At 48.4% G+C, this 17,168-nt stretch carries 9 protein-coding genes; 2 read left to right on the top strand and 7 right to left on the bottom strand.

Going from position 1 to position 17,168, the window contains the following annotated elements; genetic code table 11:
- The first annotated feature begins 17 nt into the window (after positions 1-17).
- Complete coding sequence (locus WFI24_RS24290) at positions 18-1,715, top strand: CPBP family intramembrane glutamic endopeptidase (protein ID WP_336764652.1); 1,698 nt, start codon at positions 18-20, stop codon at positions 1,713-1,715.
- Here WFI24_RS24290 and uvrC read toward each other — a convergent pair.
- Positions 1,684-3,771, bottom strand: coding sequence for an excinuclease ABC subunit UvrC (uvrC, locus tag WFI24_RS24285; protein ID WP_336764651.1), 2,088 nt, complete (start codon positions 3,769-3,771; stop codon positions 1,684-1,686). The two genes, WFI24_RS24290 and uvrC, sit on opposite strands and share 32 nt — an antisense overlap.
- A gap of 471 nt (positions 3,772-4,242) precedes the next feature.
- The gene (trxA, locus tag WFI24_RS24280) at positions 4,243-4,560 is read right to left on the bottom strand and encodes a thioredoxin (RefSeq protein WP_017692451.1); all 318 of its coding nucleotides are present in this window, start codon (positions 4,558-4,560) and stop codon (positions 4,243-4,245) included.
- A gap of 264 nt (positions 4,561-4,824) precedes the next feature.
- On the opposite strand from trxA, the gene WFI24_RS24275 reads away from it, so the two are divergent.
- Entirely contained in the window at positions 4,825-4,980 is a 156-nt protein-coding gene (locus WFI24_RS24275) for a YqzM family protein (protein ID WP_105409852.1), read from the top strand.
- A gap of 179 nt (positions 4,981-5,159) precedes the next feature.
- On the opposite strand, the gene dnaI is transcribed toward WFI24_RS24275, so the two are convergent.
- The 5 genes from dnaI to WFI24_RS24250 all read right to left on the bottom strand — a co-directional run bounded on the left by dnaI (position 5,160) and on the right by WFI24_RS24250 (position 17,165).
- On the bottom strand, positions 5,160-6,110 hold the full coding sequence (gene dnaI / locus WFI24_RS24270; RefSeq protein WP_336764650.1) for a primosomal protein DnaI: 951 nt from the start codon (positions 6,108-6,110) through the stop codon (positions 5,160-5,162).
- Between the two features lie 287 nt (positions 6,111-6,397).
- The gene (locus tag WFI24_RS24265) at positions 6,398-9,193 is read right to left on the bottom strand and encodes an alpha-mannosidase (RefSeq protein ID WP_336764649.1); all 2,796 of its coding nucleotides are present in this window, start codon (positions 9,191-9,193) and stop codon (positions 6,398-6,400) included.
- Positions 9,190-12,369 carry a beta-galactosidase gene (locus WFI24_RS24260; RefSeq protein WP_336764648.1) on the bottom strand — a complete coding sequence of 1,060 codons (3,180 nt, stop codon included), beginning with the start codon at positions 12,367-12,369 and terminating at the stop codon, positions 9,190-9,192. Before WFI24_RS24260 ends, WFI24_RS24265 begins: the two co-directional genes overlap by 4 nt.
- On the bottom strand, positions 12,366-13,685 hold the full coding sequence (locus WFI24_RS24255; protein WP_336764647.1) for a glycoside hydrolase family 125 protein: 1,320 nt from the start codon (positions 13,683-13,685) through the stop codon (positions 12,366-12,368). The genes WFI24_RS24260 and WFI24_RS24255 overlap by 4 nt, the downstream gene beginning before the upstream one ends.
- 255 nt (positions 13,686-13,940) lie before the next feature.
- On the bottom strand, positions 13,941-17,165 hold the full coding sequence (locus WFI24_RS24250; RefSeq protein ID WP_336764646.1) for an alpha-mannosidase: 3,225 nt from the start codon (positions 17,163-17,165) through the stop codon (positions 13,941-13,943).
- Between the last annotated feature and the right edge of the window lie 3 nt (positions 17,166-17,168).

The following is a 17,168-nucleotide window of genomic DNA, read 5'->3' as shown; positions in this document are numbered from 1 at the left end:
AGGAGGAACACCATTACATGAATCCCTTAGGGCAGCCTTTGCTACTCAAGGCTAACTTCAAGCGTCTGGGGTTGCTTGCGGCGATCGGCCTGATTCTATTTTTTGTATTTCAGATCTTTCCTGCTACCTCATCGCAAACAACTGAAATTTCGTCCACGTCTTTCATAACCAAGGAGCAGGCGACGCAATCCGCACGGTCTTTCGCAGCTTCTGTGGATGACTATACACTGCCAAATGATGGCGGAAACACCCTGGTAACCTACCAGACACATTCCGATATCTACGGGTATATGGCCAAAACCAAACAACTCGACACGTATAATCAGAAGTGGGAAACAAACTATCCTTACGATGTATACCGCGTTCGTTTGCCTGATCAACACAAAGGCGGTTATCTTAATGTTGACGTACATATGAAAACAGGAAAAGTCGTCGCTTTCAAACGAGAACTTCCTTCTTCGCTCTATACTGCCATTGAGGCGGAGCAGGTCAGTGGACGAGTGACCACATCGCAAGTACTTGCTGAAGGCAATATATCTCTGGACGAGAAACAACAGCTCGCGGCTGGCGTTCTGACCGAATTCGGTTATGAAGTACCGGCACTTCAACTGGAGACTCGCGATGGTGAAGCGGGACTGAAGTATGTGGATTCTGCAAAAGCCATTGGAGACTCCAAGCTTGAACTGAGCTTTACTTTTGAAGAGGGTGCGGTACGATCATTCGATCCTGGCTTCTCGGTCCCTGAATCCCATACCGATTATGTGAAGGCTCAAACGCGCCAAGCCAACTGGATGACTTATGGCGGCTATGCATTCCTGACCTTTGTTCTGGGTGTACTGGCCATCATCTATAGCATCCTGACCCGAGCACATACATCTTTCAAACGTGGAATCATTCTCTCGCTGGTGTATTTCGCAGCTTCGGTAATTGGTACGTTGAACATGATTCCACTCTTTCAGGCACAGGGACTCTCCAGCTTCATGCTAGCGTTCCTGATGTTAATGCAGACGGGAATTACGCTCGTTATGAGTGCAACCATCTATCTATCCCTGGTTGCCGGTGACGGCATGTGGCGGAAGATTGGTCTGAACCCATGGCCTCGTGCCAAAGAAGCTGGATACGGGAAATATGTACTTCACAGTATGGTTGCTGGTTACCTGTGGGCCTTCATTCTGCTGGGTGTGCAATCCGTCCTGTTCTTCATTCTGGAGCGAAGCATCGGCACATGGTCAACAACGTCAGCAGATCAATCTACATTTAATATGACCTATGCCTGGCTCTTCCCGATTATGGCCTGGATGGCCGGTATTGGTGAAGAAACCGTGTATCGACTGTTCGGTATTCGCATGATGCAGAAGATTGTGCGTAACACGTTTATTGCCTGTCTGATCCCAACCATCATTTGGGCACTTGGACACACATTGTATCCGATCTATCCAGTAATCACCCGTCCCATTGAGCTGATGGTGATTGGATTGCTGTTCAGTCTGATCATGCTGCGTCACGGCTTCATTGCCGTTGTATTCGCGCATGTGATCTTCGACAGCTTGTTGATGGGACTCAGCTTGGTCTTTATGGGCGATGCCCTGAATATGGCTGCCGGACTCTTCTGGATTGTACTCCCGGCGATCGTTGGATATGTGGTCTACAGATTCAATCCAAAACAAAAAGAGAAGCCGTATGTTACGACTCCTCATCCCGAAGTGCTGCAATAATTTGATTTGCCAATTTGTCACCAATAGAGAGAGGCCGGAAGTCTTCGACGCTGGCCTCTTTTATTTTGCGCAAAGAGCCAAAATGCTTCAACAGCAGCTTACGCCGCTTCTCTCCGATACCTGGAATGGCATCCAAACGTGAAGTCACCATCGATTTGCCGCGCTGCTCGCGGTGGAACGAGATGGCAAAACGGTGGACCTCTTCCTGTATCCGCTGCAACAGGTAGAATTCCTGACTATCCCGAGGCAGGGAGATGACTTCCGGTGGATTACCGATCATCAACTGTGAAGTCTTATGCTTCGCATCCTTCACCAGACCACATACCGGAATATATAGCCCCAACTCATTTTCCAGAATATCAACAGCAGCCGAGATCTGTCCTTTACCGCCATCGACCACAATCAGGTCAGGCTGAGTCAGGTTTTCTTTTAATACCCGCTCGTAACGGCGACGGATGACCTCTCTCATCGTTTCATAATCATCCGGTCCTTCGACCGAACGGACCTTGTACTTCCGATATTCCTTCTTATCCGGTTTACCATCCGTAAATACGATCATGGCAGATACCGGGTTGGTTCCCTGGATGTTCGAGTTATCAAACGCTTCGATACGGTGAAGCTGATCCAGTCCAATAAAACGTCCCAGTCCTTCGGCAGCTTTCGATGTCCGTTCTTCATTTCGCTCAATCAGGCGGAACTTCTCTTCCAGTGCCACACGTGCGTTATCCACGGCCATGGTGATCATCTGACGTTTCAATCCACGTTGCGGAACAAGCACTTTGATCTCCAACCACTCCTGTAATGCAGCAGCAACCTGAGTTGGGTCTTCCAACCCTGCAGAGAGTTTCTCAGCTGATACAGATGGATTAGTTACGAGAGCGTCCTCTTGCATACTTTCAGGTTGTTCACCTTCTACCTCAGCAGAACTTCCATAAGCTGCACGAGTCTCGGCAACCAGTGGCTGGGAAGCAGTATTTTGCTCCACTTGTTCCGTCTGTTCGAATTCCGCTGTAACAGCCGCAGGTACTGTTCCGTCAGTAACAGATTCCAAATTCTCACTGTCACGATCTGTTGCGAGGTCTTTAGGCATTTCCGGCAACAGAATCTCTTGAGGCAATGCTGGATTATCGCTGTAATACTGCGTCACGTAGGACATGAAGTCACTGTACGCCTCACCGTAAAACGGAAAAGTAGAGACGTGGCGTTCGATCATTTTTCCCTGACGCATATATAGAATCTGGACACACATCCAGCCTTTATCAATGGCAAAACCAAACACATCGCGGTCTCTGGCATCGGCCATCGTAATTTTCTGTTTTTCCATCATCGCATCGATGGCGATCACCTGATCGCGCAATTCCTTGGCACGTTCAAAATAAAGGTCCTCCGCAGCCTCTTGCATTTTACGCTGCAAATCCTTCTTAATCTCTTCGTGACCACCGCTCAGAAATGAACCAATCTCTTGTGAAATCTGGTCGTACTGTTCCTTCTCCACTTCCTTCACACAAGGGGCAAGACACTGTCCCATGTGATAATACAGGCACACTTCTTTGGGCATTACACCACATTTGCGCAGTGGATACATGCGATCGAGCAATTTTTTCGTTTGGTGTGCCGCATACGAGTTCGGATAAGGTCCGAAATATTTGGCTTTATCTTTCAGCACGCGCCGGGTTACTTCCAGCCGGGGGTGCTTTTCATTTGTAATTTTAAGATATGGGAATGTCTTGTCATCCTTAAGCAACACGTTATACCGCGGCATATGTTTTTTGATCAGGTTACACTCCAGAATGAGTGCTTCCATGTTACTGCCCGTCACGATATATTCAAAATCACGGATTTCGGAGACCAGACGCTGGGTCTTTCCGTTATGACTGCCGATAAAATAAGAGCGTACGCGGTTCTTCAGAACTTTAGCCTTACCTACATAGATAATGGTGCCTTCACTGTTCTTCATCAGGTAACAACCAGACATGTCTGGCAGCAAAGCGAGCTTGTGACGAATCTGCTCCAATGCCTTCTCCTGATCCTGCAAATCATTCATGAATTGATCCATAATTCGGTGAATCCTCCTTCCCGAAAAAAGTATAAATAAAAGGTTACACTAAGCCATTCTGATTACAGTACCGTCTTCCAATCCGTTATCGTATTGTCTCTGAGTCACCTTTTCTATAAGAAGAAACTAAAGATAATTCACACTGACACTACGATGACAGAACAACCTTCCAATCCCTGTTATCCCCAGATTTTTTTCATTCCCTTTTCTCAAGGGAAAAATCTGTTGATAAAGGGGAACGCTTCGCTTCTTCAGGTTTTTTCTGTCCTCTCCGTTACTGTGTAAATACATAGTTCCAACTATATCAGAGATGAATCCGGGATAAACGCGAGCACTTCGCTTCTCCAGATCGGTTCTGTACTCTACATTCAAGTGTAAAAAATATTTTTACTTTATATTGTCCTATATAAAGGTATTCGACGCAAAACGCCCCCGGCATGTAAACCGGAGGCGTATGTGTAAGCCTGTAAATTATTGGTGTTTTGCAATGATTCCTTTGAGCGCATCTTTCGAGTTCAAACCAACCACTTTATCTACCGGTTGACCGTCTTTGAAGAAGATCAAAGTTGGAATGCTCATTACGCCAAAGCGGGAAGCAGATTCCGGATTTTCATCCACGTTAACTTTAGCAATTTTCACTGCATCGCCAACCTCTGTGGACAGCTCTTCCAGGATTGGAGCGAGCATTTTACAAGGACCACACCAAGGCGCCCAGAAATCAACAAGAACCGTTCCTTCGCCTTCTACTTCAGCGTTGAAGGATTGATCGGATACGTTAACAATAGCCATGAAATTGTCCTCCTTATATATACTTACGGTTTATTTTAACCTGTAACGTCGTGAACGACACTTCCAGTATAACACAGGTACGTCAAACTTGTGAATTCAACGTTACAATGTTCATCTTCCCAACATCAAATCTTCACAATTACAGGATGTGGCATGCCAACTGCAAAATCTTTACAAACGCTTTCTTTTCCAAGTATACTAAAATTACTCCGGGTTTCAGCCCCCACATGGGCAAGCTGTCATACCCTATAAGGAGGCAATAACATGGACGCAAATGTGCGGATCAGCGACCCGCGTGAACATGTGAACGAGGAACCCCGCAACGATCTTTTTGATCTGATCGCGGGTGTTGCCGGCATGGCCGGCCTGATGACAGTGATCTTTTTCGGTATGGTGATCTTCAAATTCATCACCGAATAGGATGCTTCCAGGCTCACGCAGGACCAGAAAAGCCCGGTTTTCGCGACAATGCGAAAGCCAGGCTTTTTTTGGGACTACTTTAGCTTTTAGTTGCAATCAGCTCAGCTTCTAAATCGTAAGCTTCACCGATAATTTGAAGATTAACCTTGTCCAGAACCATTTCGTTCAATTAAATCGGTTCAACGCTTGCCGCGCTGATTCTCACCCCGAACGGAGATAACATCCACGAATGGACGAATACGGTCCATGAGACGCTGGCCTTTATTCATTTCCTCGCCGTCCCGATTGGTAAAGCTAAGGTGTTTTTCAAGCCCATCCAAATTGTAATTGGACGTATAGAACGTTGGTTTGCGATTCATCCGATAGTTCAGAATGGATCCCATTACATGATCCCGAACCCATGGGTTCAGATTCTCTGCACCGATATCGTCAAAGATGAGCAGATCACAACTTTTGAGAATATCCGTCATTTCCTTCAGCTTCTGCCCTTCACTAATCATGGATTTCAGATCCTCCACAAAGTCAGGCATATAGATAATGACACCCGTATGGCCTGCAACCGCCAGTTCATGCAGCAGATAACACATCAGGAACGTCTTGCCTGTCCCGAAAGTTCCTTCGAGAAACAGTCCTTGAGGAGATAATCCGTTCTCCTTGGTCTCCCTAATATACCGAAGCACCTGATTCACTGCCGGAGCACGCATGCGATCCTTGCCCATAATCTCCACATCGTTATATCCGGCACTGAGTGCACGCTCGTCCACATAGAAACTGCGAATTCGTTGCTTGATCACATGTTCATTTTGCCGGGCGGTATGTTTGGAACAAGGTGCTTTTATATCTATGATTTCGGGTTTACCGTTAAAATGTTCTACTTCCAGTTTGCAAAAGTGGCCCTGAAAATCGTTAGGGCAGTTGTCGAGTCCCGGACAATTCGCACAGTTCTTTGAGTCTTTGGCGTACTGAAACAGCTTGCTCAGATCGGTCATGAGCTGTGCATCTTTCAGTTCAGGATGACCTGCGCGGAATTCGCGTACGTACGGATCTTCCATCAAATCCGCCGCAATCCGCCGCGATTGCTCACGAAAGGCAGGGTTCAGCTGCTGAAGCAGTCCTCCCAAGGATTCCATGGCTTCAAGCCCCCTTAATGTTTCAATATAGAATGAACAATTGAAGTCGACCTGTGACCATCAGGATGGGATGGCACTTTCGATCTCTTGCAATTCTACTGTTCATTCTATAGAAAAACAACCAATAACTCAACAGATACATCTGGTAAATAGCGTAACCCTTCTACCATAGTACCTAATGCATAATGCCTACTTTGATAGTACACTTGCAGTCCTGTACATATTCGTGCGTGTTCAAAAAGTCTGTTTTTCAGTACCTAGAAAATGGAATTTTTGAACAACCTCTATTAGCGCCGTAAGCCGATCGTAATGATTTCGCATGAGCCAGTCTGTATGTTCCATTCCTTGCTGGCAAATGATAATGTTGATGCCTCTTCTATGCTGTGGGAATGAAGTTTTTCGCCCTCTTCCTCCAGGATGTTGCTCTTGTACGCCGTTTCGAATGGCTGTGGATTCGCTTGCGATGCAGCAAGCTTCAACGTGGCGGATTCGGTGGTCATATTGTACCAGCGAAGCATCACATCACCGGAATCTTCATTCACTTTGAGTGATGAAAACGCCAAGCCGTCCCCTTGCCATGCAAACGGTGTGTTACTAGGTGTCAGATAACCCGTGTGTACTTCGGTCTGTACCAACGTCCAAGGAACCTGGAACTGATAGGCCTCGATATATGCACCTGACGCTGCATCATTGCCATCATGCGGAATGATCTCGATCTGAAACGAATGTTCACCAAGACATTGTGCTTCCGGTGTCGGGAACAAGCCCCAATCTCCAAGTTCACCCACAGCACGAAGCAGCGTTACGGCGATGGTGTTACGCCCATCTTGAAGCACTTCATATTCATTCAGGCCCAGATTGGCAACGACCAATCCGGCGTCTTGTTCACTCACATCCACAAAATTCTGTTGATGCTGTGTATTGCTTGGATTTTGCCACTCCGGTGCAGGTTTGTTATCACGTGTTGCAATTTCGAACATGGAATCCACATGATGAACAGCAGATACGAGGTCCGTTGGGAAAAGAGCACGTACCCGATGATCCTTCGCCTGATTGTTGAAGGTTGTCTCCATTTGTACTCCTTTTCCACTACGACTGAGGGATACAACCGTGCGGATCTGGAGCGGAATCATTTTAGTTGAACGCTGGGCTTTGCGATGCGGATAATAAATCAGTTCCCGCTGTTCCTGATCCAGCATCTCATCTGCTGACTCCGGTATTTCCCATTGATGAATCACTTCGAACGAGGCCAAGTATGATGTATCTTCAAGGACCCGAATCTCAGCCTGAAGCGCTTGTGTTGTCCGTGCCACTTCATTCTCTGGCTGTTTGAACATGTATTCATTGCCGATATCGCCCACATTTTCGTACACGCCAAGCTCTTTATAAGTCCTGCCTGTTCGTTTATCTGTAAGTGTGAATGAACCATTGTCTGCAATCGTGACAATCAAATATTGATTTTCCATGCCACGTTCACCACGCAACAACGTAGTCGTTTTCGACGGAGTACCACTCTTAGCATGATCCACTGATTTCACCAAAGCATACGTCTTCAGGCCCAATGCAGCTACATGCTCTGTTTCAAAACGAATGCGAACTCGTCGACAGCTATATGGCTGACGGAAGCGATCATCTGGCAGATCATAGCCGAATTGCAGACCCAGATCCTCCACAGTACATGGAATGTGATTACCATCTTCATCTACCAGTATGCGATCTGACAGGTCAACGGCTTTCATCTGTGCCGCCATTTCCTCCAATGTATATCCATCCCGGAAATACAACCGAGCCGCGTCCAGTTCCATCTGAACTACACCGCTGCGTTCCCAACCCGTTGTATTAAACACCACAACAGGCCGGGCACCTTCGCCGTAACGCTCAAATATGGAGGTATCGACAGCTGTAGCAATCTGGCTGGTGCTCTCTTCAATTAAAGCCTCTGCTACATGACGGCTCTTATCAAACCGTGTTACCATCTCGCGGTGAACCTCATCCACACTGCATCCACAGATGCTGTCATGCGGGTGATTTTGCATCAGCGTTTTCCAGGCATAGGTCAGTTGATCATGTGGATAGGCATTTCCCAGCAGATAAGCGTAGGATGCCAGTGGTTCAGCCACTTTTTCCAGCATGGTCTGGCCCAGCTGGTTCATCTGTTTCAGATACACACGAGCCGAAGCAGTGTTCACCAGAGTTCCCCAGCCATCGGTACGTTGGCTGCGCAGTTCGCCTTTGACCGTGGACAGCTCATGTTCAGCCGATGCCCTCAGGGCAGTCAGATAATCTGGAAAGTTCGAGTGAACAAACTCGATATCGGGATATAATTGTTCAGCCATACGAATCGCTTCTGGCAGGTCTCGCTGAATCGGCTGGTGGTCACATCCGTTCATGTAGAGCAGCTCATTCGTTGATGCATATTTCTCAGCGTCTGCCAGCTTGGTTTCCCAGAACTTGCGGGCCGAAGCCTCGTCTACCGGAACTTCATTTCCGTTGGAGTACCAGTTCGCAAACAATACGCCGAGCACTTTCGATCCGTCTGGTCCTTCCCACATCAGCTCCGAGAAGCTTGATTCATATCCGGCATCCGATACCGTATTATTGAAACCTGTAGGCTTCACACCACGTCCAAAGAACACATTATCAATGCCTGATTGCTGCATCAGCTGCGGGGTCTGTCCGACCAATCCAAATGTATCGGGAAAATAACCAATTTTCGAAGGGGTGCCGTAACGTTTGGCGTCCTTATGTCCAACCTGCATATTGCGCACATTAGCTTCTCCGCTCGTCAGAAAAGCATCCTGCAAAATGTACCATGGACCAATCACAATCCGTCCATTGCGAATATGTTTTTCCAGTCGTTCCTTTTGTTCCGGGCGAACCTGAAGATAATCATCGATGATAATCGTTTGTCCATCCAAATAAAAGCTTTTGTAGTCTGATCCCTCATCAAGCTGATCCAACAGTGAATCGACGATCTGAATAAGACGCATATGATGCTTCTCATACGGCAAGTACCATTCCCGATCCCAGTGGGTATGCGAAATAATATGTGCTCTTTTCGACTTGTTTGTCCGTTTGGTCATCGTGTTATCCCACCTCTTTCGTCTTGTTGTACAATCTCAACCTCATCCGGGCGATACACCGCAGTCAGCTTTCCAGAAGCATCAGTGGCAAACAGCACCGAACGATTTTTCTCCAATTGGAACGAGTACGATACATCTGTACGTTGATCTCTCACATGAACTTCATGGTTCAAAGCAAATTCCGATACAAATACATACAGATTTCCTTTTGGAAAACTCAGCTTCCGGCCGTAGATCCCAGCGATATCTCCGCCAGATATCCATTCCAACTCCTGTTCGATGCCCGAAATCTCGGTTGCATAACGATATAATTCAGCTAGTGGCTCGTCCCGTCCGTTTAACTCCACCGGCAGCGGGGTCCAGATTAATTTCCCTTTACCCAAAGGCACTACGGTTACTTCATCTGCTGTACCATTATCCCCATGAAGCAACGTCTCCTTTGCCACCTCAGCGATCCGACGCCGTCCATAGGTCACCCGGTGATTCACGCCATTAATACTCAGCAGTTCTTCCCGCTGTACGTTACCCAGACTGCGTTTGCCTACGATATGATCTGCCCGGTCAGTTGCCTTCCAGTATGCATCCAGCCCCAGTGGTCCAGTGATGAGCAGACTTGTACCTTCCTTCTCCGCGAACGTGAGCAATTGTTGAAGTGCATCGCTGTCCATATTGTGCGGACTCGGCACGATAATCAGCTTCGGTGGCTGCTGCTCCAGCGCTTCCAGATGATATTCGGATAATGCACGGAATGGCAATTTCAGATCATAGGACATCACACGAGTAAGCTTTGTTGTGGCATCATAGGCCAGGGCACGGTTGGAGAAGTCATTGGAATACGGGAATACCACTGCAATATCCTCCAGCTCGCGGTCTTCAAAGAGATCACGAATGCCATGCATGAATCGGCCAAAATCATAAGACACATCCGCCTCTGGCTTCTCCGTACCATCTGCACGAAGGGCTCCGATATGAGACTCATTGGCATTATCCATATAGAAATTGGTGTTCCAGATCCATTGCACCGCTCCTGCGCCCCCTGTCGAGAAAGCATAGGCGTACTTGCGTTCGAGAATGCCACGAAGCTCTTCTTCCGTACGTTTGGCTCGCCCATCCGGGGTTTCCACATACATGATGCCTGTCTCCTGAATGAGATTCGGTTTGTATGGTGTTTTGGCGAAAATGCCATCCCAGATCAGATCATCATTCAACCACCAGGAATGCACGGTTGTATAATCCACTTCACGTTCATAGAAGAACGGCGAAGGACGCTGTGCACCAAGAGCTTCGTCCTGTCCCACGGTAACCAGATGATCGGGAACTAGATCCTTAATCGTCCCTACAAGCTCTCTTGCCCATACATTGTGCATCTCCATGGAGAAGAGACAGTAATCGAGCCAGCGTGTTCCTTTTTTGGCCTTGTGCATGTCCTGTACATCAAAATTAATCTCTTCAGGCTCCGGGATGACCGCGGCTGCAAAGTTCGGAAGCTGCTTCGGTGACATGTTCCATGCCTCCTGCAACGCTTCAATCGTCTCATGACCCTGCTGAAGCCAATCGACAAAGGCCTGCTGTTCATGCAAATCCCTCGCTGAGCGCGGACCAGCTGAGAAGATACGCACCGGATCAAACATTGATGGCTCATTAATTAGATCCCAGTCCACATGGGTTGTGTGTATGTGACGACTGACGATACTGCGAATAAAACGCTTCTGTGCTTCCACACTCTGCGGGTCCAGATACGGATTCGTTCCTTCCCATGTCTCCGGTGTAAAGGAGAAAAAGGTGAACGTGACCTGTAAGCCGTGCCGTTTCGCCGTTAAAATAAATGCATCAATGGCACGAAGCACATCCTCTGACATATGACCATCCACCTGCATCATGTTGCGATAGGCGGTCCAGATTCCTGTCCGAATCCAGTTAATTCCGGCTTTCGCCATCTGAGCCATGTCTCGATCCCAGACATCCGCATTTGGCAGAAACAGAAATTTCCTTGCCACATCGGAGGTCATGTAGGTCATGCCCACAACAGGCAGAGGACGTCCGTCTTTTACAAAATAGTCTCTGCTGCGGCTAATCACTTCTCCTTCTGCCAGCAATGCGGCATCCTGTCCCCAGAAGCCTTGACGCAAGGTCCGCACTTCCCCGTCAGGTGCCTGCGCGCGGCATACGATCCGATATAGCCCACTTTCAATGGAAACCGGAAGAAGTATGCGTTCGAAACGCTGCTCACCAGAAAGTTCCATCTCCAGTCGATGGTTCCATACCTTCTCCGTAATGCCGCTAGTACGGTTCTCTCGCTCAACGCTCAGATCAAACGTCCACAGTTCGGACTTCGCAAGTCTGTTGCCTGCTCGCTGTAAAATCTGGCCTTGCAGTGTGAGTACAGCCCGCTCATCTGGCTCATATGAAGCATAATTTGTTTTCAGGGATAACTCGGTTACACCTTGCGCACAGAATTGCGCCCACTTCACAATCTCGTCAGCGCCATCCTGCGTCCAGAATGAGGTGGTCAACGGCAGATGCACGAACATCCAGCGTGAACCCCTAAATGTACTCCGTGAATTCTCCCACAGGACGACCGGAGCAGCGATGCTGCGTCCATCCTTGCTCATGCCACGAAGTAACGGATGAATCTGTGTACTCATGGGTCCTGATGAACCCATTTGGTGAGGCAGATCACTTGTTTTGGTCGTATGTGGAACCAGATTCCATGTATCTGCTTTTTCGAATAAATCCTCTTTGCCCGCAAGGAGCGGGATATATTCAGATGAAGTGTAGGATTGCACGCCCGCAGAAGATACATTCAACGCCTCATGAATATACAGTTCCTGATGGTAAGCGGTCTGCTCTGACTCTACAACCCATGCCCCATTCTCATATCGAACCGGACGTTTAAAGGGCGCACCACCAACACTGATCAGGCTTCCGCCCTGGTGCAAGTAAGCTGCAATCTCCGTCCAGGCGGATTTTGGGAAATAAGGTGCATGCAGATTGACCAGACATCCCTCACCTGCTGTAGCTTTCAAAGCATCCGCAAGTTCATCGGCGCTTACTACGATCATCTCTTCGACTTCTCTCCATGCATTCAGAGCCTGTGGAGTTGGCAAAGTGCCTTCCAACGGAAACGCAGGATCAGTGAAGATAATCAGCTTGTTAACACGAGTTTGAGTACTCATAACAGGCCATCCTTCATCGATCTGTAGACCAACTGGGAGAACAGACTATTAGACCATGCAAACCATTTTCGTGTAAAAATCGTCGGATCATCGGCGTGGAAACCTTCATGCATGTAACCGGTATCCGCATCTGTCGCTTCGAGCATGCGAATAATCTCCATTTTCTCCTCGGCAGACTGCGCAGTGAGTCCTTGCATGGACAACCCCATATGCCAGATATAATCCGGTGGTGTGTGCGGGCTACCGATTCCTTTGGCAACCTTGCCCTCATAATAGAACGGGTTCTCTTTGCTCAGAGCGAAGCGGCGGGTATTTTGGTAGATCGGATCATCCGCTGTGACATAACCAAGATACGGGATGGACATGAGTCCCGGTGTCCCCGCATCGTCCATGAGACAGTGGTTGCCATAACCGTCCGTCTCATACGCGTAGATCGGTCCAAATTCCGGATGACGATATATACCGTACAACTGAATGCCGTGATCCACGTCCTGCTCCAAATCCTTCAGTTCCTGCAAAAATTCCATATCCCGGAACACCCACTCGGCAAACTCCTGCATCTGACGCAAAGCGACAACCGCGAACATATTGCCTGGAATATTGTAGTGGAAATCACACGCATCATCACTGGAACGGAAGCCGGACCAGATCATACCCGTATAATTGACTGGCATGCCCTTTCCGTGATTGCGAAGGGAATCTGTTGGGATACCGTTATTGCGAGTGAAGCGATACGGAGATCGTTCCATGTGATGCTGTTCGACTTTGAACAGGTCCACAATTTTACGCATCGCTGCCTTGAAACTGGAATCGAAAATGTCGGTTAGCTCGGTTTCCTTCCAATATAAATAGGCCAACCGTACAACAAAACATAATGAGTCGATCTCAAACTTGCGTTCCCACACCCAAGGTGACATCTCGGTCTCGTCCGTGGTATTCCAATGCCAGTCATTCGCCGTCTCATTGAAGGCATTGGCATATGGATCGATATGGACATACTGGATATGACGTTTGATCAGCCCGCCAATAATGCGCTGCAGGTCCTCGTCTTCTTTTGCAAATGGAATGTAATGTACCACCTGCTCCACGGAATCACGCAGCCAGGAAGCTGGAATATCTCCGGTGATGACAAAAGTGGTGCCATCCTCCATCAACTTCGTTGTCGTTTCAATGGTATTGGGGAAGCAGTTTTTGAATAGCTGAAGCAGCTTCGGCCGGTGAGCCAGCTTCTGTTCTGCTTCTTCGAGCACGGCCTGAATGGATTGTGGTAACGCGACAGGCGGCATGGGTATTTTGGGTAATCTGAATTGTTCCATGGATGAGTGCAACTCCTTAAACAAATTGAATGGTGTAGCTATAGAAGATCAGCTGAGAACATTCACACTAGCCACTACGATGACAGAATAACCTTCCGATCGCTGTTATCCCCAGATTTTTTGATTCCCTTTTCTAAAGGGTAAAATCCGGGGATAAAGGCGAACGCTTGCGCTTCTTCAGGTTATTTCTGTCCTCTCCGTTAACGTGTGAATAAAGAACTGGACTTATATAGCTCAAAAATATTTCAAAAAGGTTTACCGCAGTAGCACGGTTTGTATTTCGTAAGGTTTAAAAGATAATGTAATCTGGCCATTGGTGTGGGCCAGTGGTTTGATCGGTTCTTCCAGGGCGTTGGAGTGATAGGCTTGCTCAAAGGCATGCGGCCATTGCAACATGATGTTTTCGCGTTTGCCTGAGGATTCATAGAAACGCAGCACGGTGCCCTGTCCATCCTCTGCCATTTTGACGGTATCCAGAATGACATGATTACTATTAAAGTTAATCCAGGAGCCTGTTGCTGGACGTACAGGTGCCGCATTTGCAGTTGCATCTGCAATTGGATCGACTCCAGTCCCTGTGCTTTGCTGTACTTCTTCCCTCTGCTGTACCTGCTTTATCTGCTGCTCTTGTTGTATCTGACCCTTTTGTTGCATTTGGTTCACCTGCTGTACTGTCACTTCATGATTCAGTTCGGCAGCCTGACGTACGGTGTGTGCAGTTCGCCAGTCACCGTCGTGTGGGTACAGAGAATAAGTGAATTCATGTTCTCCCAGATCAGCGGTGCGATCAGGCCATTTGGGTGCACGCAATAAGGACAAACGAATGGTGCTTTCCTGTACGTCGTACCCGTATTTGCAATCATTCAGTAGGCTCACGCCGTATCCATATTCGGATACATCCGCGAACCGATGTCCACAGACCTCATACTGAGCTTGTTCCCAGCTTGTGTTGCGATGCGTTGGGCGTTCCAGAGCGCCAAATGGAATCTCAAATGTGGCCTTGGAGGTCACCACATCAATTGGAAAACCAACTTTCAGGAGCTTGTGATCTTCATTCCAGTTTACCTGTGTCTGGAAATCAATACGGCGTGAATCGTGGTAAAAGACGATATCTTGCGTGATCACTGATTGATGAAGCTTCCAGCGGAAGCGCAGGACATCCTTCGTTGTACCGGCCAGCACCAGCTTTTTCTCCAACAGCTCCACTTCGCCAGCAATCTGTTCTTCATAACGACTGTCGATATCCCATGCATCCCAGAGTGTCGGACGATCGTGGAAGAAGTGAAGCTGATTGCCACGTTCACCCCGCTTCAGCATCTCACGCTCCGCGCTCTTATCCCACAGACGAGTGATCTCTCCCCGTTCGTTAAACTGCACATGATAAAATCCGGTATCCCATGTATCATTGAAGGTTGGTTTCGCGGCAAGGTTGGCCGTTTCCCGCACATTCGTTTCCCTTGTATTTTCCGGTACCAGCCAAATTGTCTTATATCCAAACGCCGGAATGTCCGTCACGAGAATAGACATGCTGCCATCCTCCCGATCCATCCGCAGGCGCTGGCCTTCTTCATCGATGCCGTAGCGATCCAAGCCATCATGCAAAGGCAACTGAACGACTGCACTGCGTTTCCACCCCAGGCTGTTGAACACAACATAAGCCACTGAACCTTCTGGGCCTTGCGTGTTGATGCCCGTTGTCAGTGTTGCTACACCTTGATCCAGTCCAGTTCTGCCCAATTCAAATACCTGTACATATTCCTCATTCGAAGTGACGTAGGACTCCGTAATCGCCGATCCCGGTATAATATCGTGGAATTGATTCAGCAAAATCAGTTTCCAGCCGTCATGCAGATTCGACCGCACGCCAGCTTCTGCATCCGCGCCCATCTCAGGCAGAGCGAGTGTGTTCCACAACTCAGCTTCACGATATAGAACTTCCGCTTTCCGATTGTTACGTTTGTTGCGTGCATGTGTCGTGTAGGTTCCCCGATGTAACTCCAGGTACAGATCACCATGCCACTTCGGAAGTACAGGCTGCTCCTTTTCAATTCCGGCAAAGAAAGCTCCCGCCGTACTATAACGGCTCGCAGGCTGTCCTACCATCAGGTCTGCGCGATCCACATACTCCAGCATCTCTCGTGTTACTCCACCGCCGCCATCTCCGTGCCCGTACAGAAGCATGTGCTCCGGATGAGCCGCCTTCTCACGATAGGACTGCCAGTGATCATGAATGTCCTTCGGCAGCGTATGCTCGTTGACACCATGATTGAGGTAGGACAGGATCGGTGTTCCATCAATGCCCACCCAGTGGAAGAGATCATATGGAAATACATTCGTGTCATTCCATCCCAGCTTCGTCGTCATGAAATATTCCACATTGCCATGCTTCAAAATCTGCGGCAGGGAAGCACAGTACCCGAATGTATCCGGCAACCATTCAATCTGTGATGTCTTGCCGAACTCCTCCATATAGAAACGCTGACCATACAACATCTGGCGAATCAGGGACTCCCCGCTCGGGATGTTCAGATCCGGCTCCACCCACATGCCGCCAACCAGTTCCCAGCGGCCTTCTGCAATCCGCTGCTTCACTCGTTCATAAAGCTCAGGATCATGCTCCTTCAGAAATGCATATAATAAGGGCTGACTCTGAGAATAGACATAGTCGGGATATTCATTCATGAGTGCATCCACGGTGGAGAAGGTACGGCTCGTCTTACGTACAGTCTCACGCACAGGCCATAGCCAGGCAATATCGATATGGGACTGTCCCACCATATGCTCCAGACCTTCTGCGTTGCCGCCAATCTCACGCACATGGTGCTTCAGATTATTCTCAATTTGTCGAATACCCTCTCCCTGCTTAATCTCTTCTGCTGACATGCCTACGAATTGGTCCATCGCACGATACACCAGTTCTAACAGGCGAACCCGCCTGAAGTCACTTTCCGGCAGCAGCACAGCCGAATCACGCACAATAATGACCGTATACATCAGACTACGAACCGCTTCATTTGGTCTGACCAGCAGGCTCGTAATTGATGTGATCGGTGGCTGAATAACGGCCTGTTGATTCAACGGGTCCACGGGTTCAGGCACCGGATCGAACATCTCGATCTCCAGTTCCGGATGGGTTCCAACTTTGGACGGATCAAGCGTGACGTACGTGTGATTGCGGTCCAGACCCTGATAAGAGTGTCCATTTACCCGCAGCAAACCTTCTCCGCCTGTTTCAAATACAAGCCCATAAGGCGCTTGCTGCCATGTAGCAGGCACTTCCAAACGCGTTCGAAAGAAGTAGGTTGTTCCCTGTTTGCTCGGAAAACGTTCAAAATCCTGCCCTTCGGGGTATTCACCCTGATCCTCATAATGTCCTGGCACGTTATAATAAGCGCGGGTAATGTCCCAGCTGCGCAGCTGCAATTGCTCCAGCCACTGATGTTCGGACAACTCGCGAATAAATCGTCTAATACGTTCCAAGCT

Origin of the sequence: Paenibacillus sp. USHLN196, assembly GCF_037144955.1 — a bacterium.
Classification (GTDB): Bacteria; Bacillota; Bacilli; order Paenibacillales; family Paenibacillaceae; genus Paenibacillus; species Paenibacillus xylanexedens_C.
Note: the sequence above shows the minus strand (reverse complement) of the source record. Positions and strands in the feature narration are given on the sequence as shown.